The 25,443-nt window shown below is 63.8% G+C and carries 19 protein-coding genes and 1 pseudogene; 10 read left to right on the forward strand and 10 right to left on the reverse strand.

All coding sequences use genetic code 11. From position 1 onward, the window contains the following. Nucleotides 1-5: 5 nt before the first annotated feature. The 4 genes from eptA to NX782_RS03510 form a co-directional block, all read right to left on the reverse strand. Nucleotides 6-1,640: a phosphoethanolamine--lipid A transferase EptA gene (gene eptA / locus NX782_RS03495; RefSeq protein ID WP_258844080.1), complete on the reverse strand. Its 1,635-nt coding sequence runs from the start codon at nt 1,638-1,640 to the stop codon at nt 6-8. A 205-nt stretch (nt 1,641-1,845) separates the two neighbouring features. Beyond that, entirely contained in the window at nt 1,846-2,604 is a 759-nt protein-coding gene (locus NX782_RS03500) for a COG4705 family protein (RefSeq protein WP_258844081.1), read from the reverse strand. 35 nt (nt 2,605-2,639) lie between these two features. After that, entirely contained in the window at nt 2,640-2,972 is a 333-nt protein-coding gene (locus tag NX782_RS03505; RefSeq protein ID WP_258844082.1) for a PepSY domain-containing protein, read from the reverse strand. Nucleotides 2,973-3,016: 44 nt separating this feature from the next. Next, the gene (locus NX782_RS03510) at nt 3,017-3,667 is read right to left on the reverse strand and encodes a VTT domain-containing protein (protein ID WP_258844083.1); all 651 of its coding nucleotides are present in this window, start codon (nt 3,665-3,667) and stop codon (nt 3,017-3,019) included. A gap of 261 nt (nt 3,668-3,928) precedes the next feature. Between NX782_RS03510 and NX782_RS03515 the strand changes: the two genes are divergently transcribed. Beyond that, a complete protein-coding gene (locus NX782_RS03515; protein ID WP_258844084.1) occupies nt 3,929-4,618 on the forward strand; it encodes a heavy metal response regulator transcription factor in 690 nt (229 codons plus the stop codon). Continuing rightward, nucleotides 4,596-6,053: a heavy metal sensor histidine kinase gene (locus NX782_RS03520; protein WP_258844085.1), complete on the forward strand. Its 1,458-nt coding sequence runs from the start codon at nt 4,596-4,598 to the stop codon at nt 6,051-6,053. The genes NX782_RS03515 and NX782_RS03520 overlap by 23 nt, the downstream gene beginning before the upstream one ends. A 113-nt stretch (nt 6,054-6,166) precedes the next feature. Here the strand turns inward: NX782_RS03520 and NX782_RS03525 are convergent. Then, nucleotides 6,167-6,439: pseudogene (locus NX782_RS03525) on the reverse strand (efflux RND transporter permease subunit); the annotation flags it as partial. A gap of 106 nt (nt 6,440-6,545) precedes the next feature. On the opposite strand from NX782_RS03525, the gene NX782_RS03530 reads away from it, so the two are divergent. The 6 genes from NX782_RS03530 to NX782_RS03555 are packed head-to-tail and all read left to right on the forward strand — an operon-like array spanning nt 6,546 to nt 15,167. Further along, complete coding sequence (locus NX782_RS03530; protein ID WP_258844086.1) at nt 6,546-7,922, forward strand: TolC family protein; 1,377 nt, start codon at nt 6,546-6,548, stop codon at nt 7,920-7,922. Then, complete coding sequence (locus tag NX782_RS03535; protein WP_258844087.1) at nt 7,919-8,992, forward strand: efflux RND transporter periplasmic adaptor subunit; 1,074 nt, start codon at nt 7,919-7,921, stop codon at nt 8,990-8,992. Before NX782_RS03530 ends, NX782_RS03535 begins: the two co-directional genes overlap by 4 nt. After that, nucleotides 8,989-12,069: an efflux RND transporter permease subunit gene (locus tag NX782_RS03540; RefSeq protein WP_258844088.1), complete on the forward strand. Its 3,081-nt coding sequence runs from the start codon at nt 8,989-8,991 to the stop codon at nt 12,067-12,069. Before NX782_RS03535 ends, NX782_RS03540 begins: the two co-directional genes overlap by 4 nt. A gap of 37 nt (nt 12,070-12,106) precedes the next feature. Continuing rightward, nucleotides 12,107-13,111, forward strand: coding sequence for a YncE family protein (locus NX782_RS03545; RefSeq protein ID WP_258844089.1), 1,005 nt, complete (start codon nt 12,107-12,109; stop codon nt 13,109-13,111). 32 nt (nt 13,112-13,143) lie between these two features. Next, a complete protein-coding gene (locus NX782_RS03550) occupies nt 13,144-13,809 on the forward strand; it encodes a response regulator transcription factor (RefSeq protein WP_258844090.1) in 666 nt (221 codons plus the stop codon). Further along, on the forward strand, nt 13,806-15,167 hold the full coding sequence (locus NX782_RS03555; protein WP_258844091.1) for an ATP-binding protein: 1,362 nt from the start codon (nt 13,806-13,808) through the stop codon (nt 15,165-15,167). The genes NX782_RS03550 and NX782_RS03555 overlap by 4 nt, the downstream gene beginning before the upstream one ends. A gap of 83 nt (nt 15,168-15,250) precedes the next feature. On the opposite strand, the gene NX782_RS03560 is transcribed toward NX782_RS03555, so the two are convergent. The 5 genes from NX782_RS03560 to NX782_RS03580 all read right to left on the reverse strand — a co-directional run bounded on the left by NX782_RS03560 (nt 15,251) and on the right by NX782_RS03580 (nt 21,967). Further along, nucleotides 15,251-15,580, reverse strand: coding sequence for a YnfA family protein (locus tag NX782_RS03560; protein WP_308632805.1), 330 nt, complete (start codon nt 15,578-15,580; stop codon nt 15,251-15,253). Nucleotides 15,581-15,837: 257 nt separating this feature from the next. Further along, nucleotides 15,838-19,002: a CusA/CzcA family heavy metal efflux RND transporter gene (locus tag NX782_RS03565; RefSeq protein ID WP_258844092.1), complete on the reverse strand. Its 3,165-nt coding sequence runs from the start codon at nt 19,000-19,002 to the stop codon at nt 15,838-15,840. Between the two features lie 11 nt (nt 19,003-19,013). Next, nucleotides 19,014-20,213, reverse strand: coding sequence for an efflux RND transporter periplasmic adaptor subunit (locus tag NX782_RS03570; RefSeq protein ID WP_258844093.1), 1,200 nt, complete (start codon nt 20,211-20,213; stop codon nt 19,014-19,016). Continuing rightward, nucleotides 20,210-21,493, reverse strand: a complete 1,284-nt coding sequence (locus NX782_RS03575; protein WP_258844094.1) for a TolC family protein — start codon at nt 21,491-21,493, stop codon at nt 20,210-20,212. Before NX782_RS03575 ends, NX782_RS03570 begins: the two co-directional genes overlap by 4 nt. Nucleotides 21,494-21,604: 111 nt before the next feature. Further along, nucleotides 21,605-21,967: a hypothetical protein gene (locus NX782_RS03580; RefSeq protein ID WP_258844095.1), complete on the reverse strand. Its 363-nt coding sequence runs from the start codon at nt 21,965-21,967 to the stop codon at nt 21,605-21,607. A 147-nt stretch (nt 21,968-22,114) separates the two neighbouring features. Between NX782_RS03580 and NX782_RS03585 the strand changes: the two genes are divergently transcribed. Next, nucleotides 22,115-24,709: a heavy metal translocating P-type ATPase gene (locus tag NX782_RS03585; RefSeq protein ID WP_258844096.1), complete on the forward strand. Its 2,595-nt coding sequence runs from the start codon at nt 22,115-22,117 to the stop codon at nt 24,707-24,709. Beyond that, on the forward strand, nt 24,706-25,425 hold the full coding sequence (locus tag NX782_RS03590) for a ZIP family metal transporter (protein WP_258844097.1): 720 nt from the start codon (nt 24,706-24,708) through the stop codon (nt 25,423-25,425). Before NX782_RS03585 ends, NX782_RS03590 begins: the two co-directional genes overlap by 4 nt. Nucleotides 25,426-25,443 lie beyond the last annotated feature (18 nt).

A 25,443-nucleotide genomic window follows, 5' to 3' on the forward strand; every position in this document is an offset into this window, starting at 1 on the left:
TCATTTCAGCGCAAGCTCGGCGCCGGCGTGGAGGGGGTAAATTGGAACAGGTCTTCGTCCGGGGCATAAATAGCGCTACGCAAGCCCATCGCGCCCATCACGCTGTGGAAGATGAGGTCATGGGACGGCCGGCGGCGGAGGCTGGACGGGTTCTTGGCGCGTCCGCCACGCCGCGCGAATTCGTCCGAGGTCCATACTAGCAAGGGCACGGAGAACTGGACTTCCGGAGCCAGGGCCATCGGCAGGCCATGGAGGTACAGGCCACCTTCACCCAGCGACTCGCCGTGATCGGACATGTAGAGCATCGCGCTTGGTCTGTCCTTCACGGACTTCAGCAGCTCGATGACGCGATGCAGGACGTCGTCGGTGTACACGATCGTGTTGTCATACGCGTTCACGAGCTCACTGGAACTGCATTTTTGCAATTCGACACTCTGGCAGGTCGGCTTGAAGCGTTCGAAGCCGGGCGGGTATTTCTTCGCATACTGGGGGCCGTGGCTTCCCCCCTGATGGAGGACGATGAGGGTCTTCGTCTCCGGCTTCCCATTGCGGAGGATCCTGTCCAGCCCATGCAGGAGGACCTCGTCGTAATCGAGGTTTGCGCAATCCTGCCTGCACGATTTCCGGATCTCGTCGGCCGTGTCGTAGCGGCTTACCTTCAGCGGCGGCTCGCCGAAGTTATTGGTACGCCAGACTACTTCGATGCCGTGGCGGTAGAGGTAGGTCGGCAAGGGTTCGTCATTTCCCGATAGTCCATTCCCGCCTTTGTGCGAGAGCATGCACCGCAGCGAAGCCGTCGTGTAGGTTGCGCACGAGTGGGCGCCGGGATACGCGGTCACGCTGTCCTGCTTCAATCGGCGATTGGTGTCGCGGCCATAGCCGTACAGGGAAAAATCCTGGGCTCGTGCCGCTTCGCCGATCACGAGAACGAACACCATGCCTCCGGGCCTGTTGCCGGTAATCGGCGGCAAGGGCTCGGCAACGCGGTGGCGCTCAGCCTCCGATTTGTAATACCGCACCGTGTTGACCACGTAGGACCAGGGAAGTATCAACCCGCCAAATGCCTTCGCGTTCTTGTCGATCCATAGCCAGCTCTGCGCGTTCGCGTACAGCCAACTGGAACCCAGCATCAACGAGACCACGAGCACCGCACCACGCCGTACACGGGATGAGGGAGCCACGCGTTGCCGCAGGATGAGTACGGCTGGCACAAGACCGAGCAGAACGACATACAGCAGAAGCTTGGGATGCGCCAGTTCCGACGCTTCCTTGGCGTTCGTGTTGACGATGTTGCCGACCATCGTCGCGTCGATCACGACGTTGTACTGAACGATGAAATAAAGCGCGATCGCGTTGCCGACGGTGAACAGCGCACAAACCGTCTTGAGAAGCCTGATCGATACCAGCGCGAACATGCCGAGAACGATCGTCGATATGGTCAGCTGGAACACGAACAGCGTACCGATGGCCAGTACCGTGCTCCAGTCCTGCGACGTGCGTGTCGACATGGCGAGGACATAGAGGGGCCATTGAAAAACGGCCGTGTTAAACAGGGAAAAAAGTAAGATGAACCACCCTGCCCCGATTTCGCGGCCATTCGAACCTTTGGGGAACAAGTTCGATAAAAGCGTTTTTCTCATTTCCATCAATTCTGGCCGGCCGCAGGGCGCTGTCGGTGGCACCAGGCGCAGCCATCCGACGCGCACTTGGTAGGGTACGCGCCGATCATGGATCGTTTCCGGGAACTAGGCGAACTGGTGGCGAAAGGCAATTGTTATCACTGTTATTATGATCGGCGCCGCATGACAAAAAGCTTCCGTGGGCATTACAATTTTGTAAGGTGGCTCAGTGACCGCTTCGCGCGGGCCGTTGCCTGAAGAGTAGGATGCAGGCGAGGATGAACGCAAACAGGGCGGCCGTCGCCGAATAACGGCTCAATGCCAATCCGCCGGCGCTGACGGGTTTGTCCAGAAAGTCGCCGACCACCGCGCCCAAGGGCCGGGTCAAGATGAACGCCGCCCAGAACAGCAGGGTCCGCGAAACCCTGGTCCACCGGTATGCGGCCAAGATCAGCAACAGAAAGCCGCCGAACACGGCGGCTGCACCCGTGTAGCCCAGGCCGGCGCTATCTGCGGTCCAGTCGCCCAGCGCGGTGCCCAAGGTTTGGGAAAGCATGATGGTGACCCAGTAAAAGGCCTCCGCCCTGGGTGAGCTTACCGTGCTGACCGATACCGAGCCGAGGCTGCGATGCCATGCGAAAAGCGAACCGAGCAGCAAAGCCAGCAGCAATGCGGAACCGCCGGCGTACCCGATCCCCAGCGACCGATCGGCGAAATCCGCCAGGGTGGTACCTACCGTCGTCGTGGCGATGATGGTGGCCCAATAAAGCAAGGGATGGAACATCCTTGCCCTGATCTGCGCGGTCACTGCCACCAGAAATACCACCGCAAAGATGGCCGTGCCGACCAGGTAGCCCAGGTTCATGGACATCGACACAGCATCGCCGCCAGTCTCCCCCAGCGTCGTCGCAGCAATCTTGATGATCCAGAAGCCCAGCGTGACCTCGGGAACCTTGGCGAAAGCGTGTCCTTTCGATGTTTCCATATTGAGGCCTCGTCTATAGAGATCTGCCGGCACTATCAGTCTTCCTTGTCGTTCTCGTCATTTCCGTCCAACTTGTCTTCGACGGAAGAGATTACTGCACCATTGACTGCGTCGATGCGTACGTCGAACACCTTGTGTCCGCTGACGACCTCGACGTCATACAGCCAGCCCCGCTTGCTGTGTTCGTATTCGGCGCGTGCAGCACGGCCGTTCGCATGCTGCTGGGCCAAGCTGACGGCTTCGACCAGGCTTACCTTGGCGTTCATCACACCAAGGGCATCGTTCTCTTTCTTCTGGGCTGCGAAGGCAAGCGTGCCGGCGGTAGAGGCGAAGGCGGCAACCACTACGAGGGTTTTGGTCCGGAACATATCGATTCTCCTTGAAGTAGAAATACTCGGCAAAAGTGGGGATGTCAGCCGCTCGTGCGGTTGCTCTCCTGTCGCTTTCCTGTCATCCAGCCGACCACGCCCGGTAACAGCGAAACCGCGACGATCCCGAGGATCACGAGCGTCAGGTGCTCGGCAACCCATGGGAGATTCCCGAAGACTGCACCGGCGCCGATCAGGGCGCCAACCCAGACCACGCCACCGATGACGTTATAGGCGAGGAACACGCCGTACGGCATGTCGCCGAGCGCGGCCACGAAAGGCGCGAAGGTACGCACCACGGGAACGAAACGGGCCAGCACGATGGTCTTGCGGCCGTGCCGGTCGAAGAAGTCGTGCGTGCGCTTCAGGTATTCCGGCTTGACGAAGCGGATCCCGTGTTCGTCCGCCATGCCGTTGCGCACATGGCTGCCGATCGCAAAATTGATGCTGTCGCCCAGGATCGCCGCCAGCATCAACAGCGGCACCAGCACCGGAAAGCTGAATATACCTTGCGCTGCCATCGTCCCAGCCACGAACAGGAGGGAATCGCCCGGAAGGAAGGGCAAAACGACGACGCCGGTCTCGATGAAGATCACTGCGAACAGCACGACATAGACGAGGACCGCATGACTCGATGCGAGCGCAGCGAGATGCGCATCGATGTGCAGTATCCAGTCGATCAGGGTGCGAAGCATCAATCGTCTTTCGGTGGAGGTCGATGCCATAGGATAGCGAAGGCATGTCCCCGCAACCTCTTCCTTACAAAAATGTAATAGCGATGTTCACTATTCGTTATCCGCATGTCGGCACAATGGGGGTTTGTCGCCAACCTGAGCGCTTCGAGTTGCGCGCGATGCCGATGCTGTGCACTATCATGACGCCTGCCGAGCACCGAGCGGGCGACCAGGTAACGAGCCGACGCCTGGCCTATCGAAGGAATCAAAGAGATTGCTACCGTGACAAAGATCTTGCTGGTGGAAGACCAGCCTACCGCCGCAGCCTACCTGGCCAAAGGCCTGAAAGAAGAAGGGATGATGGTCGACGTTGCCCACAACGGACCCGATGGCCTTCACCTTTTGCTGACCGTGCAATACGACTTGGCCATCCTGGACGTGATGCTGCCGGGCCTCGATGGGTGGACCATCCTGGAAACGATGCGGCGCGCGCAGCGCCAGACACCGGTGTTGTTCGTCACCGCACGCGACGCCATTGACGACCGCGTGCGCGGCCTCGAACTGGGAGCCGAAGACTACATGGTCAAGCCGTTCGCCTTCAGCGAGCTGCTGGCAAGAGTGCGCGTCATCCTGCGTCGCAGCGGACGTCCTTCGCCAGCGAACGAGCCGACCGTGCTCGAGCTGCATGATCTCAGGATCGACCTCGTCAAGCATCGTGCCACGCGCGGCACCGACCGGCTCGAACTGACACCGAAGGAGTTCGCCTTGTTGTCGCTGCTGCTCCGGCACAGCGGCGAAGTGCAGTCCCGCGCCGTCATCGCCGATCAGGTCTGGGAAATGAACTTCGAATCCGATACCAATGTCGTCGAAGTGGCGATCCGGCGCCTTCGCACCAAGATGGACGACCCTTATCCGATCAAGCTTCTGCACACCGTGCGTGGCGTCGGCTATGTACTCGAAGTCCGCGATTGACTTGTTGGACGCCCGCCGCTGGTCGCTCACGGCGCGCATGAGCCTGTTCTTCGGCCTGGCGGTCGCCGTCACTGTGCTCGGAGTCTCCATCATGATGTACGCCGAACTCGTGAAACAGTTGCACGACAAGGAGGAAAATACATTGCGCGACAATCTGCAGATCCAGCGCGACGTGCTGGAGCACCTTGCGCGCAAACAAAAGCCGAGCCAATGGCAGCACGAGTGGGGCGAATATCAGGAGGACTACCAGAAGTTCGGATGGCAGCTCGTGGCGCCTGACGGACAGGTGCTCGCCGCTTCCCCGAATATGGGGAGATTCCGCGCCGCTCTCGCGCATGCCGGCGGCGAACCCGGGTTTGTACGCTGGGCCGACCGCGCGCGCGCGCCCGTCCGCTATTTCGTCCTGCTCACCGTCGCGGTCGATACCCCCGGTCCGGAAGCCCTGGAGTTGCGCGGCCCTGCCCTCGGTCCGTCCGGCACGGTAATGCGCGGAATACTCGATGTATCGGAAGACCAGCATGTGCTGAAGGCCTATCGCGCCAGGCTCTCCGGCGTGATCGCTCTGGCCATTGTGCTGTCCGCCGGTGCCGGCTGGGTCCTGGCAAGGCGCGGCCTGGCGCCCGTTCGCGCCATCAGCAGGGAAATCGGTCGTATCAATGCAGAGAAACTGCATGCACGCTTCTCCAGTGAAGCCTGGCCCTCCGACTTGCGCGTGCTGGCCAGTACGTTCGACGACATGCTGGCGCGCCTTGAAGCATCGTTCGATCAGCTCACCCGCTTTTCCTCCGACCTGGCGCACGAATTCCGATCCCCGATCAACAACCTCGTTGCGGCTGCCAGCGTCACGCTGGCACGTGCCCGCGATCCGGTGGAATACCAGAACACCCTCGAAATCGTGGTCGAGGAAGGCCAGCGGCTCTCGCGCATGGTATCGAGCATGCTGTTCCTGGCGCGTGCCGACAACGCCGGCCAGCATCTGCAGCTGGAACGGGTTGCGCTTGCCGATGAATTTCGCAGGCTGGTGGACTTCTACGAGATCGCTGCCGAAGAACAGAGCATCGACGTCACAGCAAGCGGCGATGGAGAGCTTGTGGCCGATCCTATGCTGCTGCGCCGCGCCTTGTCGAATCTATTGGCCAACGCCTTGCGCTATACGCCGCACGGCGGAACCGTAAGACTGTCCGCCGCGCGCGAACGCGATACGATAGTGATTGCGGTGAGCGACGATGGAGTCGGGATTCCAGCCGAACACCTGCCCTTCGTGTTCGACCGGTTCTATCGAGCCGATGCTGCCCGCAGTTCCGCCGACAGCACTGGCCTCGGCCTCGCCGTGGTGCGTTCGATCGTCGAGCTGCACGGCGGGAGCGCAAGCGTCGCCAGCGTGGTGGGTCAAGGAAGCACGTTTACCCTGCGTTTTCCCATCAAGCCAGCATAGGAAGGGCCGGAATTCTCCCGCAGGCGATTCCCGGCCTGCCGGCGCGCCGGCCCTCGCGCAAAGCGGTCTTGGCTTCAGCAGTAGGCATCGTGCGCCGATATTTTGCCGAACCGTCAGAACCGCGACGCCAGCGCAGGAAGCACAAGGAGGTTCAGTAATGTCGAGGTGAACAGTCCACCGAGGATGACCACGGCCATCAGCCCTTCGACTTCGTTGCCCGGTTCGCCGGTGTCTATCGCCAGCGGCAACAGGCCGAGCCCCGTGACCAACGCCGTCATCAGGATCGGCGCCAGCCGTTGCGATGCGTCCGGGGTCGCCGTTTCGATGTTCCACGGGCGGCCTTCGTGATGCACCAGCTGCCGGTAATGCGAGATGAGCATGATCGAGATAACGGAAATCCAACCTCGAAGGCCGCATTTTGTGCCGCGCATTAATGATGCGTTCATTTTGCCTGATGTATGCTCCGACTCAACTACTTGAGCCCTTCACTCAATGCAAAAACCTTACCTCGCAGTCTGCCTGGCGCTTGCCTTGTCCGGTTGCTCCGCCTACAAACCTCTCCCGCTCGGTACCGTGCCCGAGCCTCCGGCCCATGCCGGCGATATTCGGGTCGACACGGCCGCGCTGCCGTTTCCGCAACTCGCGCGTCATCGCTTCGATCCGTCGGACGGCCTCGACGAGACCGAAGTCGCGATGCTGGCGGTTGCGAACAACCCGGACCTGCGCCTCGCCCGCGACGATCTCGCCATTGCACACGCGCAGTCCTTCGCGGCGGGCTTGCTGCCCGATCCACAGCTGGCGCTCAGCCATGATTTCTCGAACAGTAATACTGGACCCGATGCGTCCAAGGCATTCAGTGCGGGCCTGAGCTACGACATCAATCCTCTGATCCAGCATCTGGCTGGCGTACGCGCGTCGCGTACCGACGAGCACAAGGTTTCGCTGACTCTGCTGTGGCAGGAATGGCAGGTCGTGTCGCAGGCGCGTTTGCTGTTCACAAAACTGGTCCATGGCCGCCGCCTGATCAAGGTACTGGACGAGAACCGCCGGCTGTTCGCCGACCGCGTCCGTCGAACGCAGCAGGCACAGGCGCAGGGCCTGGTGGCCAGCGATGTGGTGCTGCCGGCGCTGGCCGCCTTGCAGGACATCGACCGGCAACTGTACGATGCCCGGCGCCAGGCCGGGCAGAACGCAAAGGACTTGAATATCCTGCTAGGACTGCAGGCAAGCGCCGCGGTGCCGTTGCAGGACATCGGCGGCGCGTTTCCCGCCACCGTCAGGCCGGCCGACGCGCTGGCCGACCTTGGTCGTCGGCGTCCAGACCTGCTGGCCCTCGAAGCCGGCTACCAATCCCAGGACCTACGCTATCGCGGCGCGGTGCTGGCCCAGTTCCCGGCACTGAACGTCGGTATCACGCGCGCGCGAGACTCCGGCAACATTTACGGCAACGCGCTGGGCGTGACCCTTTCGCTGCCCTTCCTGAACCGCAATCGCGGCAATATCGCGATCGAACAGGCGACGCGCCAGCGGCTGTACGACGAGTACCGGCAACGTGTGCAGGCCAGCCGTGGCGAGATCGCGGCGCTGCTCGCCCAGCGCGACATGGACGAGGCGCAGCTGGGCCGCGTACATGCCGCCGTGGCGCAGCTCGACACAGCGCTCACGCATGCGAGCGTCGCCTACCGGGCCGGCATGGTAGACGCGCTGGCCTATGCGAACGCGCGCGCGGCGCTGCTCGCCAAGAAAGTCGAACAGATCACGCTCGAGCAGCATATCGCCGAGCAGAACGTCGCGCTGCAGACACTGCTCGGCGTCGAACCGACCATCGCAACCCATCCGCAGACCGCTTCAACTCCGTCATCACGATGAAACATAATCGACTTTATATTGCGCTCGCCGGCGTGGCGATCGCCGCCGGTCTTGGCTATTGGTGGTACACCTCACACGCTTCTACTCAGCCAGATGACACGCCCGCTGCGGACAATGTCAACGCGCTGGTCGTGACCCAGCCAGTGCAGCAGCAGTCCCTGGCGCAGACGATGGAGGCCTTCGGCGAGGTCGCGACCGGCAAGCCCGATTCGCTCAGCTTCCCGCAGGCGGGACAAGTGACCACGCTCGCCGTCGTCGCGGGGCAGCAGGTGCGGCGCGGCGATCTGCTCGCCCGCCTGGCCAGCGATCCGAACGCCGTCAGCGCCTATGCCCAGGCGGCGAACGCCGTCGGTTTCGCTCAGCGCGAGCTGAAAAGGCAGCAGGAATTGTTCAGCCTGCAGTTGGCGACCCGGTCGCAGGTCGACGCCGCGCGCAAGCAGCTCGAGGACGCCCAGGCCGCATTGGCCGCCCAGGCCCGGCTGGGCGGCGCCAGCGCCGGCGCCGAGCTGCGTGCGCCGTACGATGGCGTCGTGACATCGCTGGCGGTGGCGCAGGGCGACCGCATCGTGGCCGGCACGACCGTGGTGCAACTCGGCCGCACCGGGCGGCTGCGCGTGCTGCTTGGATTGGAGCCGGCTCGCAGCACCCAGGTACGCGCGGGCATGCCGGTGACGATCACGCCGGTACTGAACGGCGCCAAACCGTTCGAGGCGACGATCGCCACAGTCGGCAAGGTCGTCGATGCGAAGTCGCTGATGGTTCCCGCAATTGTCGAGCTGTCCGCCGCCGGGGACCTCGAATTGGTGGCCGGTACGCGCGTCCAGGCCTCGATCCAACTCGGCGTCCACGACGCTTGGGCAGTGCCACGGCAGTCGGTGCTGAACGACGACCGGGGCGACTACCTGTTTCAGGTCCAGGCCGGCAAGGCGCACCGGGTCGATGTGACCAAGGTGAACGAAAATGGCCAGACTTACGGTGTCGATGGCGGGCTCAATGGCCAACTGCCCGTGGTTGTGCAGGGCAATTACGAGCTGAGCGATGGCATGGCGGTGCGCGAGGGGGCGCAATGACGCTGTCGAACTGGACCCGTACCCACCGCCGCTCGATTCTGTTCTTGCTCGCCATGATCGCCCTGGCCGGGGCGGTGTCTGCATTCCGCTTGCCGGTCTCGCTGTTTCCGACGGTCGCCTTTCCTCGCGTGGTCGTGTCAATCGACGCCGGCGACCAGCCGGCCGAGCAGATGGAAATGCTGGTGACCCGTCCGGTCGAGGAAGCGGTACGCCGCGTGCCGGGCGTGCAGACGGTGCGCTCGACCACCAGCCGCGGGGCTGCCGAGGTGTCGATCAACTTCGGCTGGGGCCTGGACATGGTGGCGTCGACGCTGCAGATCGATTCCGCCATCGCGCAGATCCAGGGCAGCCTGCCAGCCGGAGTGCAAATCGTAACGCGACGCATGGACCCGACCGTGTTTCCGATCATTGCCTACAGCATCGTATCCAGCAACCTCTCGCCGACGCAGCTATACGACCTCGCGCAATACCAGCTGAGGCCTTTGTTGTCGAGCGTCCCAGGCGTCGCGCGCATCCAGGTGCAAGGTGGCGCCATCGAGGAATACAGGGTCACGGTGGATCCCGCACGCCTGTCCGCAGTTGGCCTGACACTGGACGACGTCGCACACACGCTCGCGGCGCAGAACACCATCACGGCGGTGGGCCGGCTCGAAGACCACTACAAGCTGTACCTGGCCGTCTCGAATTCACAATTCGCCTCCCTGCAGCAATTGCGCCAGACCGTGTTGCGCACGCCTTCGAACGCGCTGGTCCCGCTGACCGACGCCGCCACCATCGAACAATCGACCACGCCGCAGTGGACCAAGGTGACGGCCGACGGCCATGACGCGGTGCTGTTCTCGGTGTACCAGCAGCCGGGCAGCAACAGCGTGCAGATCGCGACCGATGTCAAGGCCAAGCTGGCCGACTTCAAGCAGTTGCCACGCGGCGTGCGCCTGGCCAGCTGGTACGACCAGAGCGAACTGGTGACGGCGTCCGCCGGCAGCGTGCGCGACGCGGTGCTGATCGGCGTCGCCCTGTCGGCACTGGTGCTGTTGCTGTTCCTGCGTAACCTGAAGGTGACCCTGATCGCGATCGTCGTCGTGCCGGCCGTGCTCGCCAGTACCGTCGTGCTGCTGACTGTGCTGGGCATGAGTTTCAACATCATGACGCTGGGCGGCATGGCAGCCGCGGTGGGCCTGATCATCGACGATGCGATCGTGATGATCGAGCACATCATTCGGCGCCTTCAGGGCGGTGCGGGTGACGTGCGCGGGCGCGTGATGGACGCCGCCGACGAGTTTCTGCGCCCGCTGGCTGGATCGAGCACGGCGACCCTGGTGATCTTCGTCCCGCTGGCCTTCCTGTCCGGCGTGACGGGGGCGTTCTTCAAGGCGCTGTCGCTGACGATGGCGGCTGCACTGTTCATCTCCTTCCTGATTGCCTGGCTTGCCGTGCCGCTGCTGGCCGACCGCTTCCTCAAAGCCAAGGACGCGGAACCACACCCGGATTCGCGCCTCGTGAAGTGGCTGCATCGCCACTACCAGCGCCTGTTGAACGCCTTGTTGGCGCGCCCTTGGCTGCTGGTACTAGGAATCGCTCCCTTGCTGGTGGCCGGCTTCCTCGCCTACCAAGCGGTCGGCAGCGGCTTCATGCCGGCGATGGACGAAGGCGGCTTCGTGCTCGACTACCGAACCGCACCCGGCACTTCGCTCTCGGAGACCGACCGGGTGCTGCGCCAGGTCGAGGGGATCATCCGCGCCACGCCGGAAGTCGCCAACTACTCGCGCCGGACAGGTGCTGGATTGGGCGGCGGGATCAATGAAGCCAATGAAGGTGACTTCTTCGTTCGCCTGAAACCGAGTGGACGACGTCCGGTAGACGAGGTCATGAACGAAATCCGCGGCAAGATCGAACATACGGTCCCCGGCATCGAAGTCGAGATGGCGCAGCTGATGGAAGACCTGATCGGTGACCTGACCGCGGTGCCGCAGCCGGTCGAAATCAAGATTTTCGGCGACCAGCCTGACCAGCTTGCGAATGCGGCTCGCCAGGTCGCGGCAAGGCTGGGCAAGATCAATGGCGTGGTCGACGTCAAGGACGGCATCAATCCAGCCGGTGACGCCCTCGAGATTCATATCGACCCGGCCAAGGCGGCGCTGGAAGGGATGGATGCCGATACGATCACACGCTACGTCGACGGCATGCTGAGCGGCACGGTGACAACCAAGGTTGCGACAGGCCTTAAAATGGTCGGCGTGCGCGTTTGGTCGCCGAAATCGCTGCGCAATACGGACACCGACCTGCGTCACATGCGCATCGTGGCGCCTGACGGTCATGTGTTCCCGCTCGACCGCGTCGCAGTGCTGCTGCCGATCAGCGGCCAGGCCCAGATCACGCGTCAAGACCTGAAGCGAATGATCGCGGTCACCGCGCGCATCAGCGGACGCGACCTCGGATCGGTGATCTCCGACGTCAAGCAGATGATGGATCAGTCCAAGCTGCTGCCGCCGGGCGGCTACTACGAGCTTGGTGGTTTGTACGCGCAGCAGCAGATCGCCTTCCATGGTCTGATCGCCGTGTTCGGGGCGGCCGCGGCTCTGGTGTTCCTGCTGCTGTTGTTCATGTACGAGAGCTTCCGCGTCGCGCTGTCGATCCTGGTCACTGCGCTGCTGGCGGTCACCGCCGTGTTCATCGGCCTGTGGATCACGAAGATCGAACTGAATATCTCAGCGATGATGGGCATGACGATGATCATCGGGATGGTGACCGAGGTGGCGATCTTCTATTACTCCGAGCAGCAGGACCTGGCGCCCACGCTGCCGCGCGAGCAGGCCTTACTGCAGGCGGGCATGAATCGAATGCGGCCGATCATGATGACCACGCTGGCCGCGATCCTGACCTTGTTGCCGCTGGCGTTCGCGCTGGGACAGGGATCGGAGATGCAGCAGCCGCTCGCCATCGCCATCATCGCCGGCCTGGTCGTACAGCTGCCGCTGGTCCTGCTGTTCATGCCCGCCGTGTTTCACGTGATGCGCGACCGCAAAGAACCGCCCAAGCCGGCACCGTCAGCCGGGCCTGAAGGTCACGTAGTCTGAATCGATCGCTCCATTGTCTGTCCATGAAAGGAAATCCATGTTTCGTCCAAATCTGCTCGCGCTGACAACGCCGCTGCTGGCCATTGCTCTCGGTATCATTCTGGCAGGTCACGCAACCGCGTCCGATGGAGCAACCCCGATCCATAGCTATGCCGTTCGACAACAATGGAATATCGGTGTTCCCAGCCGATGGGACTACGCGGCCGTCGATCAACTCCGCCACCGGCTGTATGTCACGCGCGGCCTTTGGGTACAAGTGCTCGACTCCGACAGCGGACATACGATCGGCAATATTCCGGGCACGAACGGCGTACATGGCGTCGCATTCGCACAAGACCTGAAGCTTGGGTTCACGAGCAACGGCCGGTCCAACACCGTTACCGTGTTCGACCTCGACACGCTGCAAGTGAAGAAAGAGGTGCCCGTTGGAGGCACTAATCCGGATGCCATCCTGTATGCGCCGGAGACGCACAAGCTATACACCTTTAACGGCAAGAGCGCTGACGTGAGCGTATTCGATGCCCCCAACATGCATTTTCTGGCGCGAATTCCGATGGGCGGCGGTCCCGAATTCGCGGCCGGTGACGGTGTCGGGCACATCTTCGTGAATCTTGAGGACAAGTCCGAAATCGTCGAGATCGACGAGCACGCGAACCGAGTGCTGGCGCACTGGCCGCTGGCCGGCTGCGAAGGGCCGTCCGGCCTGGCGCTCGATGCCGCCCATCGCCGCCTGTTTTCGGTATGCGCCAACCGCGTGATGGCCGTGACCGACAGCACGGACGGCCATGCCGTGGCGCGGGTGGCGATTGGCGCACATCCGGACGCCGCGGCGTTCGACCCGGGCACGGGCACCATCTTCTCCTCGAATGGTGAGGGGAGCCTGAGCATCGTTCACCAGCGCGATGCCGATCATTATGACGTCGCCGCCACGGTCGCGACACGAAAGGGAGCACGCACATTGGCTCTCGACAGCAGCAATCACCGCGTCTACTTGCCGGTCGGCGACGATCACCATTTCAATATGTTGGTCGTTAGCCCCTGAAGACGGCACCACGGTCCATACCGGAGGATAAGATGAACGTGCTCTTGATCGAAGACGATCCGATGATCGGAGACAGCATCGTCGAGGGCCTGCGCGGCGAAGGTTTTGCCGTCGACTGGGTGCGTGACGGCGAAGCTGCGCAAATCGCCCTGATGACGGATGTGCACGACGTCATCCTGTTGGACCTGGGGCTTCCAAAGCGCAGCGGGCTCGAGGTATTGCGCAGTTACCGAGGCTGCGGAGGCAAGGTGGGGGTACTCATCATTACCGCACGCGACAGTACGGCCGAGCGCGTCCAGGGCCTGGATACCGGCGCAGACGATTACCTGGTCAAGCCCTTCGATCTGGAGGAGCTGTTCGCCCGCGTGCGTGCGTTGGGGCGACGAGGGATTGGACGCGCACAACCCGACATCGTGCACCGCGGCGTCACACTGCGCATGGCGACGCGCGCCGCTTTCAAAGATGACGCGCCGCTCCCGTTGTCCGCACGAGAATTCACGGTGTTGGCGGCGCTGTTGGACCCGCCAGGCCGCGTGCTGTCGCGCGCTCAACTCGAGCAGAAATTGTACGGGTGGAATGACGGCGTGGAGAGCAATACCATCGACGTCTACGTGCACCGACTGCGCAAGAAACTCGGCGCCGACTTCATCCGGAACGTGCGCGGCGTCGGGTACCTTGTGGAGATGTCCGGATCATGACACTGCGTCGCCAGTTATTGTTGGGCTTACTCGGCGTTACCCTGCTGTGCACGCTGCTGGCCGGCGCATGCATGTACCGGAAACTGCTGGAAGAAGCCAACGAACTGTTCGATTACGAGCTGCGGACGCTCGCGATCACGGTACCGATACGCGGTACCAGCGTTGCCGCGGCGACAATGCACGGCGACCCCGAGGAGGTGGTCGCCATCCAGGTATGGGACCCGGCAGGCCGTCTGGTCTATGCGTCGACACCGCGTCCCCTTCCTGCCGCACCGGCACCCGGCTATGGCGACATTGCGGTTCAGGGCGAGCATTGGCGCGTGTATCTGGCGCGTCGCGGGAACGACAGGGTGCAGGCGGCGCAGGCCATTTCCGCTCGCGAGGAACTTGCCGCCGGTGTGGCGCTGCGTTCGCTGTCGCCTTTCCTGATCATGATCCCGGTGCTGGCGTTGCTGATGTGGGTGGTCGTGGGCCGTGCGCTGTCGCCACTCCGGCGACTGGCCTCGCTTGTGGCCGGGCGCTCCCCCAATGCCTTGCAGGCGCTGCCCAGCGAAGGCCATCCGCCGGAGCTGATACCGGTCGTGTCGGCGCTGAATGACCTGTTGCGGCGGCTAGAACATGCGCTCAATAGCCAGCGCGCCTTTGTCGCCGACGCCGCCCACGAACTGCGCTCGCCGCTGACCGCGCTCAAGCTGCAAATGCAGTTGGCCGAACGGGCTGAAGGCAGCGCCCAGCGCAAAGCAGCGTTCGAAAAGCTGCATGACCGGCTGGAGCGCGCCATTCACCTTGTGCAGCAATTGCTGGTCGCCGCGCGGCACGAAAGCATGCCGCGCAATCGGCCAATGGGAAAGGTCGATCTGCTCGAGTTGGCGCAGTCATGCGTGGCGGATCGCTACGTCGCTGCCAGCACCAAAGGAATCGACCTGGGCATTCCGGCGACCGCCATCCGGGCAGTCATCGATGGGCACGCGGACGACATGCGCACCCTCCTCGGGAATCTGGTCGACAATGCACTGCGATATACCCAGCCGGGCGGGTGGGTTGACGTCACCATCGATCACGACCACGATCTCGTTTGCCTGCGGGTACGGGATAATGGCCCAGGAATTCCGGCGCACGAACGCACGCGTGTATTTGGCCGCTTTTACCGTGGCGGCGGCCATGAAGAATGGGGCAGTGGACTGGGCCTGGCGATTGTCGCCAGCATTGCAGCGGCTCACGGGGCTGCCGTTGGGCTCCACGACAATCCATCGGGTCATGGGCTATGCGTGACGGTCTCGTTCGATGCGGCGTCTGTGGCGGTACGGGCAACCAATTTGAACAATGGCGAGCCGCCAGCGGAGCCGAATGAGAATTAAAGACGAAACCGCGACCATTTGCAGGCAATTGGCGCAGGTCCGCGTCTTGAAGCGCTGAAATTCCGAGCACAGTGAAACCGGCCTCAGCCCCTGGACCAACCGGAAGCGATGACGGCCATCCCGCACAGTGCGATCGCCGCGCCGGTCCAGTCCAGGGTCGACAGCTTGATGCCATCGACCACCCGCAACCAGACCAGGGCCGTGGCGACGTAGACACCGCCGTAGGCCGCATACACCCGGCCGCTGGCCGCGGGATGCAAGGTCAGCAGCCACACAAAGAGGGCCAGGCTTGCCGCGGCCGGCAACAGCAGCCATACCGGCCCGCTCTTACGCAGCCACAAATAAGGCAGAAAACACCCGACGATTTCGGCAATAGCGGTTGCGATAAACAATAAGCCTGTTTTCCAGATCATTAAACGCTTCTTTCCTTGGTTTATCTGTTCTTGAGACCGGGAGGCCGGTCCTTGGGCTTGGCCTTCGCACGACCGGCAGGCCTGCCTGCCGGCGCCTTGCCCTTCCCCTTTCTTTGCTGCCGGGGCTTAATCTTCCTGGCAAAATAAAGACCGGCGAACAGCAGCACAAGGCTGGCCACGGAAGTCGCCAAAATAGTCCATAGCACATCCGAAGGTAAATTACTCGCCTCGCTTTCCATATCGTCGGTCCTTTCAATTTAATGCGCCGTCACGGCCCGCGCGCCGGCGTTCACCTCTTCGGCATCCCTGCGATGGACCAGCCGATACAACAGGGGCAGCACCAGCAAGGTCAGCGCCGTCGAGGACAGGATGCCGCCGATCACGACGGTCGCGAGCGGCCGCTGCACCTCCGCGCCGGTTCCGGTGGCGAGCGCCATCGGCACGAAGCCGAGCGAGGCCACCAAGGCCGTCATCAGGACCGGACGCAGACGGGTCAAGGCTCCCTGGACGATGGCTTGATCCAGCGGCATGCCGTTCTCGCGCAGGGAGCGGATGAAGGAGATCATCACCAGGCCGTTCAGCACCGCGACCCCGGACAAGGCGATGAACCCGACCGCGGCCGTGATCGACAAGGGGATTCCGCGTAGCGACAGCGCCACGATACCCCCGGTCAGCGCGAACGGAATACCGGTGAACACCAGCAGTCCATCCTTGAGGTTGCCGAACATGACAAACAGCAGGGTCAGCACGAGGAACAATGCCAACGGCACGACCGTCTTCAAGCGCTGCGTCGCCGACTGCAGCTGCTCGAAAGTGCCGCCCCAGCTTGTCCAGTAGCCGGCCGGGATCTTGACGGAGCGAGCGATCGCCGCTTCCGCTTCGGGCACGAAGCTGCCGACGTCGCGTCCCCGCACATTGGCGCTCACCACGATGCGGCGCTTGCCGTTCTCGCGGCTGACCTGGTTGGGGCCAGGCGCGAACGACAACTCGGCCACTTCGCCCAGCGGCACATACGATGCGGCGCCGTTCTCGCCAGCCGGAAGCGGGATCGGCAGGCGCCGCAGCGCATCGATGTCGCTCCGGAGTTCTTCCGGCAGCCGAACGACGATCGGGAAGCGGCGGTCGCCCTCGAACATGGTGCCGGCTTCGCGCCCGCCCGTGGCCGTGGCCAGCGCCTCCTGCACGTCCGCGATGTTCAGGCCGTAACGTGCGGTTTTCTCGCGGTCGATGTCCACCGACAGCATCGGCAGCCCGCCCGTCTGCTCGACCTTGACCTCGGAAGCGCCCGGGATTTTTTCCAGCACGGCGGCGATGTCCTGGCCGGTCTTCGCCAGCACGTCCATGTCGTCGCCATAGACCTTGACGGCCACGTCGCTGCGCACGCCCGAGATCAGCTCATTGAAGCGCAGCTGGATCGGCTGCGAGAACTCGTAGGCGTTACCGGGGTATTTCTCGGCCTCCTTCTGGATCGCTGCGACCAGCTCCGCGTGGCTCTTCTTCAGCGGTGGCCAGGCAGACTCGGGCTTGAGCATGATGTAGCCGTCGGAGATATTCTGAGGCATCGGGTCCGACGCCACCTCGGCCGTACCAGTGCGGGCGAACACGCGCTCGATTTCCGGAAATTTCGCCTTCAGGCCGCTCTCGATCTTCTTTTGCATCGCCACCGACTCCGTCAGGCTAGTGGCAGGAATGCGCAGTGCCTGGATGGCGATGTCGCCCTCATTCAGGCTCGGGATGAATTCGCTGCCGAGGCGCGTGGCCAGCAGGGCAGACAGGACGACGAGGACGATGCTCGATGCCAGCACGACCGGCGCATTGCCGAGTACCCTGGCCAGCATCGGTGCGTACGCGCGCTTCGCCAGGTTCATCAACCTGTTTTCCTTCTCGGCAACGCGCTTCCCGATGAACAGCGCGACCGCCGCAGGCACGAAGGTCATCGACAGGATCATCGCCCCAAGCAGGGCGAGCACGACCGAGAAGGCCATCGGGTGGAACATCTTCCCTTCCACGCCTGCGAGCGCGAAGATCGGCAGGTACACGACCATGATGATCAACTGGCCGAACAGCAGCGGGCGCCGCGCCTCCCGGGCGGCTTCGAACACCTCATGGAAGCGCTCCTGCAAGGTCAGCTCCCGCTTGTGGTGTTCCTGCGCATGCGCCAGGCGGCGCACGCAGTTCTCTACGATCACGACCGCGCCGTCGATGATGATGCCGAAGTCGAGGGCGCCAAGGCTCATCAGGTTGGCGCTGATCTTGTACGACACCATGCCGGAGAATGTGAACAGCATCGACAGCGGAATGACCAGCGCCGTGATGATGGCGGCACGGATGTTCCCGAGGAAGAGGAACAGGATCACGATGACCAGTGCCGCGCCCTCCAGCAGGTTCTTCTTCACCGTGGCGATCGCCTTGTCGACCAACACGGTGCGGTCGTAGACGGGGACCGCCTTGACGCCCGCAGGCAGGGTCTTGTTGATCTCCACCATCTTGTCGGACACGGCCCGCGCTACCACCCGGCTGTTTTCGCCGATCAGCATGAACACGGTGCCGAGCACGACTTCCTTGCCGTTCTCGGTCGCCGCACCGGTACGGAGCTCCCGGCCGAGGCCGACCGTGGCGACGTCGCGCACGCGGATGGGCACGCCGCGCACATTGCTGACGATGGTGTTGCGAACATCGTCCAGCGACCGGACCTGGCCAGGCGCCCGGATGAGGAATTGTTCGCCGCGGCGCTCGACATAGCCGGCACCGACGTTGCCGTTGTTGCGTTCGATGGCGTCGACGACCGCTCCCAGGGTCAGGCCGTAGGAACTGAGCCTGGCCGGATCGGGGGTGACGTGATACTCCTTCGCAAAGCCGCCGATGGAGTTGATCTCGGTGACGCCTGCTACCAGCCGCAGCTGCGGCTTGATGACCCAGTCCTGGACCTCGCGCAGGTCGGCAGGCGTGTACGGCGTGCCATCCGCCTTCTTCGCGCCCGGTTCGCTCTCGACGGTCCACAGGTAGATTTCGCCCAGGCCGGTCGAGATCGGCCCCATGGCCGGCGTCACGCCCTCGGGCAGGTTTTGCCGGGCTTCCTGGATGCGCTGGTTGACCAGCTGGCGGGCAAAATAGATGTCGGTGCCGTCCTTGAAGATGACGGTGACCTGCGACAGGCCGTAGCGCGACAGCGAACGGGTCTGCTCCAGGCCCGGCAGGCCGGCCATGACCGTTTCGATCGGGTAGGTCACGCGCTGCTCCACCTCGAGCGGCGAATAGCCTTCGGCGGAAGTGTTGATCTGGACCTGGACGTTGGTGATGTCCGGGACGGCGTCGATCGGCAGGCGCTGGTAATTGTAGACGCCGATGGCCGCCATCGCGAACACGGCGAGCATGACGATCCATCGGTGGCCGATGGCAAAGCGGATGATGCGTTCAAACATGGTCATGCTCCTCAATCTTCATGCTCGGCGCTGCCCTTGCCCTGCTCGGCCTTGAGGACAAAGCTGCCGCCGCTCGCATAGACCGCGCCGACGCGCAATCCCTGCAGGATCTCGACATGACGGGCGTCGTTGGCCCCGACGGTAACGGGCTGGGCCTTGAACCCTTCCGGCACCTTGACGAAGACCACCGGCTTTTCGTCGACGGTCTGCAGGGCATCGCTCTCGACGGCCACCGCAGCATGCTTCGATCCCTGTACCAGCGATACATTCACGAACAGGCCCGGACGCCACGCCAGCGAGGGATTCACGAGTTCGACACGTGCGGTCGCCGAGCGCGTCTGCTCGCCAACCAGGGCGCCGACGTAGCTGACCTTGCCGGTGGCGCTCAGGTCGGCGGCTGCCGCCTTCACGGTGGCGGTTTCGCCGACGCGGACGATGCCCAGGTCCTTGGGGGTGACGACGACGTCGACCCAGACGCGCGACAGGTCCGACAGGAGGAAGACGTTCGCATCTTCCTTGACGGCTTCGCCCAGGCTGATGTGCTTTTCTACGATGATGCCGTCGAACGGGGCGCGCAGTTCATAACGGTTCAGTTGACCGCTGCCGGGCGTGACGCCCAGGGCGGTGAGCTTGGACTGCGCAGTGCGCGTCGCGATCTTCGCTTCTTCCCAGGCTTGGCGGGCCTGCAGGTAGTCCTGCTCGGCAGAGATTTTGTCCTGCCAGAGCTTTCTTTCACGCTCGTAGGTCACCCGGGCGAGGTCTTCTTTCGTCCTGGCTGCGCCCAGTGAGCTGCGCAGCTCGGCAAGCTCCGGACTGGCAATCACGGCGAGAACCTGCCCCTTTTTCACTATCTGGCCGAGGTTGGCGGAAACCGACTCGGCGACACCTGGCAGTCGGGGCACGATATGCGCGGTCCGGTCCTCGTTGAAGCGGACTTCGCCCGGGAGCTGGACCGAGGTTACGATCGTTGCTTCCCCGGCTATGGCGGTCGTGATACCCGCCTGCTGGATCTGCTGCGCGGAGAGGCGGACAAGGCCCTCCTCGCTGCCGTGCGATTCAGCTTTTTCGCTCGGCGCAGCCGCGTGTTCCTGTTCCCCGGCTGGCTGGTTCGGTTCCTTCTTCCAGAAGAGGATGGCTGCGGCAAGCACCAGGCCGACCGCGACGATCGCCGCCACAGCTTTGCAGGATTTGTTTTGACTGATGGACTTCATTGAAATTTCCCCGGGATGTAGCGGTGGATATCCGCGATCGAACGGTATTGGTCGGCGAGCGCGCGCAGGTACTGTGTCCTGGTCTGGAACAGGGTGCGCTGGGCGTCGAGCACGTCGGTGAAGCCGAACTTGCCCAGCTCGAAGCCGGTGACCGCGGCCTCATATGCGCTCTGGGCGGCCGGCAGGACCCGGTCGTGCAAGGCCGTCATCTGTTGCGTCGCCACCTCGGCGCGCTGATAAGCATCGGCCAGGGCCTGGGTCAGGCGCAGGCGCTCGACCTCGAGGTCGTCGCGTGCCTGGTCGGCGCGGCGCAGCGCGGCAAGCAGGTTGCCCTGGTTGCGATTGAAGAGCGGAAGCGGCACGGACAAGCCGACCACGGCCCGGCTGCGACCGGGATCGCGTTCACGCTGGGCACCCAGCGTTACGGTCACGTCCGGTATCCGCTGCGCACGTTCGAGCGCGACCTGGGCGTCGCGCCCGCTGACCGTCGACTGTGCCCGGCGCAGTTGTGGCGCCCCTTCCAGGCCTCCCGCCAGGTCTTCCCATGCCGGCAATCGGGCGAAGGCGGCATCGGGTGTTTGCAAGGAACGATCGAGTGGCCGCGTGCTTGACCACAGCGAGGCCAGCCGGCGTTTGGCGAGCGCCAGGTCGGCGTTCGCCTGTATCAGTTCGAGTGCGGCCGAGGCTTCGGCGACGTTGGCACGGGTGAGCTCGACGGGCGAGAGCTTCCCGGCCGTTACGCGGCGGCCGGTGACGTCGGTGGATTTGTGCGCCAGGTCGACGGACGCCTGGGCCAGGACGACCCGCTCCTGCGCCGTCAGCGCTTCCATGTAGGCCGTGATCACGTCGGCACGCAGGTCCGCACGCTTCACGTCTACATCGTCGAGCGCGAGCTTGCGCTCCTGCTCGGCGGCGGCGATCCGCGCGGACCGCTTGCCGCCCAGTTCGATCACCTGGCTGACCTGGGCCGTTTCGGTCCGCGTATTCCGGTCGGTCCCTTCCGTCAGGAGCGACAGCTCGGGATTCGGGCGCGTGCCTGCCTGCAGGACGGCGCCGTCGGCGATGCCGACCGAGCGCGTGGCCGAGCGCAATGCCGGGTTGGCGGCCAATGCCAGTTCGATGGCCTGGTCAAGCGTCAGGGGCTGGGCAGACGTGCCCGGCTGGACCAGGTCCGCGCCTGGCATGGATGAGGGTGTTGGCTGCCCGCTAGCATGGGCAGCCGGGAACGCGGTATGCAGCAGCAATACCGTCGCTCCCAGCACGAAGTGCCTGGATTGCATGAATGAACTCCGAAGACTATTAGTGGAAATAGTCCGCGGCAGCCCAGCACGAACCGATAACGGTTCGAGGCTTACGCGTTAGAAAAGTCGTAGCCTGGGGCAGCCGCGGTATCAGGCGCGGCCGGTCCACTGGGGGCGTTCTGGAGGTGTGAGGAAGGCGGAATCTGGCGCAAGAACCGGCTCGGACGCAAGCCTCTCCGGACTCTTGGCGATGATGGTCGACTCTAGCAAGTCGGGTGCGACAAGCGACATGTGGGCGCCGGCGCAGCAATGCGCATCGTGCACCAGTTTCTTTGTTGGTCCCTGCTTGTCTTTGACGGCGACCGCCAATTCATTCGCGGTCGAGTGGTGCTCGTGATGTCCGAAATGCATCGCCGCGCGGCCCGTCTCATGCGTGCAATACGCCGACAGCATGTTCCAGCTGAGCTGGAACGCAATCATTGCAAGAAAGACGTACAGGAAGCGACGGGCCATGATTCGAAAAGTATAGCACGCCACCCTGACAGCCTCGCCTCTGCGCGCTCGACAGGCGAGCACGGTCAAACGCCTGTAGGTGCGATGCTGCACGGACAAGGCGCGATGGCACTCCCATACTGGCCGCGTCGAGACATAGGTGAACAAATGGAAAAGCCGGAACGCGTGCGGCTGGAATTGCCGCTGATCCTACCTGAAGTCGACGACCCGAACGACCCATGCATCGGCCGGCTCATCGGTCTGCTGAACGGCCGGCCCGGCGTCGAACGTGTCCATATGAAGACGCCCGAGGCTGGTGCGCCCTTGCTGTGCCTGCACTACGATCCCGCCGTGATCAGCGTGACGCGGCTGCGCGAACTGGTCAACGCCGCCGGCGCACAAATCACCAGGCAGTTCGGACACTACCTCGGCTGTGCGCCGGCTCCCTTGCATGCCCGCAATGCGCGGTTGTTTTCGGAGCGGCTGCGCCAGGTCCCGGGAGTGCTCGAAGCGGAGGTATCGGCCTCGGGCCGGATCCGGATCGAATATGAGCGCGCCGGCATATCGCGCGAAAAGCTGGACGGCCTGGTGCGCGAACTCGGCGCAGAACTGGTGCCCAACGGCGAACCCGCGCACGGCAAAGAGCCCGAACACGAACTCGAACACGACCATGAGCACGCCCATGGCGGCAAAGACGAGCATGCAGGCCACGAACATGCCCACGGTGGCATCTTCGGCGAACACGCAGAACTGATTTTCGCGGTGCTGGCAGGCGTGTGCGTGCTGGCCGGCTGGCTGGTCGAGCGCAGCGCAGCCGGCCCCGACTGGCTCCCCACCGCCTTGTATGTCGGTGCCTACCTGTTCGGCGGCTACTTCACCGCCAAGGAAGCCATCGAAAACCTTCTCGCGCGCCGCTTCGAGATCGACACCCTGATGCTGGTCGCCGCTGCCGGCGCCGCGGCGCTGGGCAACTGGGCCGAGGGCGGCCTGCTGCTGTTCCTGTTCAGCCTCGGGCATTCGCTGGAACACTTCGCGATGGGCCGCGCCCGGCGCGCGATTGAAGCCCTCGCCAAGCTGGCCCCAGAAACAGCACTGGTCAAGCGCGGCGACGCTACCGAGGAAGTCCCGGTCGAAACCCTCCAGCCCGGCGACGTCGTCCTGGTCAAGCCGAATGAACGGCTGCCGGCCGATGGCGTGGTGGTCAAAGGCACGTCCAGCGTGAACCAAGCGCCGGTGACCGGCGAAAGCGTGCCGGTCGACAAGGCGCCAGTCCAGGACGGCAAGGCCGCGATTGCCGCGTTCGAGCGCGTTCCCGCTTCCAGCCGGGTCTTCGCCGGCACCATCAACGGCACCGGCGCGATGGAAGTGATGGTGGCGCGCCTGGCTTCGCAATCGACCATGGCCCGGGTCGTGCAGATGGTGGCGGAAGCCGAAGCCCAACGTTCTCCGACCCAGCAGTTCACCGACAAATTCGAGCGCATCTTCGTTCCGGTCGTCCTCGCCCTGGTGGCCTTGTTGATGCTCGCCTTCCTGGTCGTCGACGAACCGTTCTCCGCCAGCTTCTACCGGGCGATGGCGGTGCTGGTGGCTGCCAGCCCGTGTGCGCTGGCGATCTCGGTGCCGAGCGCAGTGCTGTCCGGCGTAGCCCGTGCCGGCCGCAGCGGCGTGCTCGTGAAGGGCGGCGGTCCGCTGGAAAACCTCGGCAGCCTGAACTCGATTGCCTTCGACAAGACCGGCACCCTGACCGAGGGTCGTCCGAAGCTGACCGACGTGGTGACGGCCTCCGGCGTGAACGAGGCCGAACTGCTGTCCGTGGTCGTGGCGGTCGAATCGCACAGCGACCATCCGCTGGCGTCCGCGCTCGTGGGCGGCGGGCGCGAACGCCTGGGTGGGAATGGGGAAACCGTCCGTGCCGATGACGTACGCGGCGTCATTGGCCGGGGCGTCCAGGCATCAGTCGACGGCGAAACAGTCTACATTGCGAAACCCGTGCTGTTCAGCGAGCTGAAAGGCACGCAAATGCCGCCCGAACTGGCCGCCGCCAACGACAAGCTTGTCCAGTCCGGCAGGACCACGATGGTCGTGCGCAAGGGCGAGCGCTTCCTTGGGGTGATCGGCGTGATGGATACGCCGCGTCCGGCTGCGCCAGGCGTGATGGCGCAGCTGCGCGAGCTCGGCATCGAGCGCCTGGTGATGATCTCCGGTGACAACCAGCAGGTCGCCGATGCGGTGGCGCGCACGGTCGGCCTGACCGAGGCCAAGGGCGATCTGATGCCCGAGCAAAAGGTCGAGACCATCAAGGCATTGCGCGAACGCCACGGCAAGGTCGCCATGGTCGGCGACGGCGTCAACGATGCGCCCGCGATGGCCAACGCGACCGTCGGGATCGCAATGGGCGCGGCCGGCTCGGATGTCGCGCTCGAAGCGGCGGACGTCGCGCTGATGAGCGACGACCTCAGCCAGCTTCCGTTCGCCGTAGGCCTGTCGCGCAGCACCCGCCGCGTGATCAAGCAGAACCTGTGGGTCAGCCTGGGCATGGTGGCCGTGCTGATCCCGGCGACGATCTTCGGCCTGAATATCGGCACCGCGGTCCTGTTCCATGAAGGCTCAACCCTGCTGGTGGTGATCAATGCGTTGCGCCTGCTGGCCTATCCAGGCGCCACTTCACGGCCTGCCGGCGAAGAGGATGCGTCGCATGCGCGTGCCGATGCGGAGCGTACTGCCGGCGCCCGTCAGGTCGAATCGTCGAAAGCGCCGACATGACGGCCACGCTTTCGAAGGTTTTCACTTACGCGGCAATGCCGGCGATCGCCGTTCTGGTGGGCGCCCTCATCTCGCTCATACGGCAACCAGGTGCCGGATTGCGCAGCGCGGTCCAGCACTTCGCGGCGGGAACCGTGTTCAGCGTCCTTGCGGTCGAGTTGCTGCCGGACCTGATGCACCGGCACCTGCCCTGGCCAACCTTCATCGGCTTCACGCTCGGTGTCGCGTTCATGCTGTTACTGAAATGGTTCGGCGACCGGAACACGGACGAGACGGAAGGACGCAGCACCCGTGGACTGCTCACCGCCATGGGCGTCGACGTTGCCCTCGACGGCGCCCTGATCGGCTTGTCATTTGCGGCGGGAGAGAAGCAGGGGCTGCTGTTGACAGTCGGCCTGGTGCTGGAATTGCTCTTTCTTGGCGTGTCGTGCGGGACGTCCTTGCGCGGAGCTGGGCGGTCTTCGCCGAGGGTAGCCGGCACTGCGGCACTGCTCGGTATCATTCTCCTGGCTGGGGCCGGTGTAGGAGCGGCGGCTTTGGCTTCGGTCAGCCCGGTCTATGTCGATGCCCTGCTTGCGTTTGGTGTAGCTGCCTTGCTTTACCTGGTCACCGAGGAGTTGCTGGTGGAGGCGCATGAAGCGCCCGAAACGCCGGTTCAAACGGCGATGTTCTTCCTTGGGTTCATTCTGCTGTTCATGATCGACATGTTGGTCTAGGGATTCCCTTTGACTAGA

The organism is Massilia norwichensis (assembly GCF_024753245.1).
Classification (GTDB): domain Bacteria; phylum Pseudomonadota; class Gammaproteobacteria; order Burkholderiales; family Burkholderiaceae_D; genus Telluria; species Telluria norwichensis.

What these genes read in the sequence shown, in the direction of transcription:
- NX782_RS03530 (WP_258844086.1), top strand. Translation starts at nt 6,546, where the DNA reads ATGCAAAAACCTTACCTCGCAGTCTGCCTGGCGCTTGCCTTGTCCGGT.
- NX782_RS03565 (WP_258844092.1), bottom strand. Translation starts at nt 19,002, where the DNA reads ATGTTTGAACGCATCATCCGCTTTGCCATCGGCCACCGATGGATCGTC.
- NX782_RS03585 (WP_258844096.1), top strand. Translation starts at nt 22,115, where the DNA reads ATGGAAAAGCCGGAACGCGTGCGGCTGGAATTGCCGCTGATCCTACCT.
- eptA (WP_258844080.1), bottom strand. Translation starts at nt 1,640, where the DNA reads ATGAGAAAAACGCTTTTATCGAACTTGTTCCCCAAAGGTTCGAATGGC.
- NX782_RS03560 (WP_308632805.1), bottom strand. Translation starts at nt 15,580, where the DNA reads ATGATCTGGAAAACAGGCTTATTGTTTATCGCAACCGCTATTGCCGAA.
- NX782_RS03510 (WP_258844083.1), bottom strand. Translation starts at nt 3,667, where the DNA reads ATGCTTCGCACCCTGATCGACTGGATACTGCACATCGATGCGCATCTC.
- NX782_RS03505 (WP_258844082.1), bottom strand. Translation starts at nt 2,972, where the DNA reads ATGTTCCGGACCAAAACCCTCGTAGTGGTTGCCGCCTTCGCCTCTACC.
- NX782_RS03570 (WP_258844093.1), bottom strand. Translation starts at nt 20,213, where the DNA reads ATGAAGTCCATCAGTCAAAACAAATCCTGCAAAGCTGTGGCGGCGATC.
- NX782_RS03520 (WP_258844085.1), top strand. Translation starts at nt 4,596, where the DNA reads ATGTACTCGAAGTCCGCGATTGACTTGTTGGACGCCCGCCGCTGGTCG.
- NX782_RS03555 (WP_258844091.1), top strand. Translation starts at nt 13,806, where the DNA reads ATGACACTGCGTCGCCAGTTATTGTTGGGCTTACTCGGCGTTACCCTG.
- NX782_RS03500 (WP_258844081.1), bottom strand. Translation starts at nt 2,604, where the DNA reads ATGGAAACATCGAAAGGACACGCTTTCGCCAAGGTTCCCGAGGTCACG.
- NX782_RS03540 (WP_258844088.1), top strand. Translation starts at nt 8,989, where the DNA reads ATGACGCTGTCGAACTGGACCCGTACCCACCGCCGCTCGATTCTGTTC.
- NX782_RS03550 (WP_258844090.1), top strand. Translation starts at nt 13,144, where the DNA reads ATGAACGTGCTCTTGATCGAAGACGATCCGATGATCGGAGACAGCATC.
- NX782_RS03580 (WP_258844095.1), bottom strand. Translation starts at nt 21,967, where the DNA reads ATGGCCCGTCGCTTCCTGTACGTCTTTCTTGCAATGATTGCGTTCCAG.
- NX782_RS03575 (WP_258844094.1), bottom strand. Translation starts at nt 21,493, where the DNA reads ATGCAATCCAGGCACTTCGTGCTGGGAGCGACGGTATTGCTGCTGCAT.
- NX782_RS03535 (WP_258844087.1), top strand. Translation starts at nt 7,919, where the DNA reads ATGAAACATAATCGACTTTATATTGCGCTCGCCGGCGTGGCGATCGCC.
- NX782_RS03590 (WP_258844097.1), top strand. Translation starts at nt 24,706, where the DNA reads ATGACGGCCACGCTTTCGAAGGTTTTCACTTACGCGGCAATGCCGGCG.
- NX782_RS03545 (WP_258844089.1), top strand. Translation starts at nt 12,107, where the DNA reads ATGTTTCGTCCAAATCTGCTCGCGCTGACAACGCCGCTGCTGGCCATT.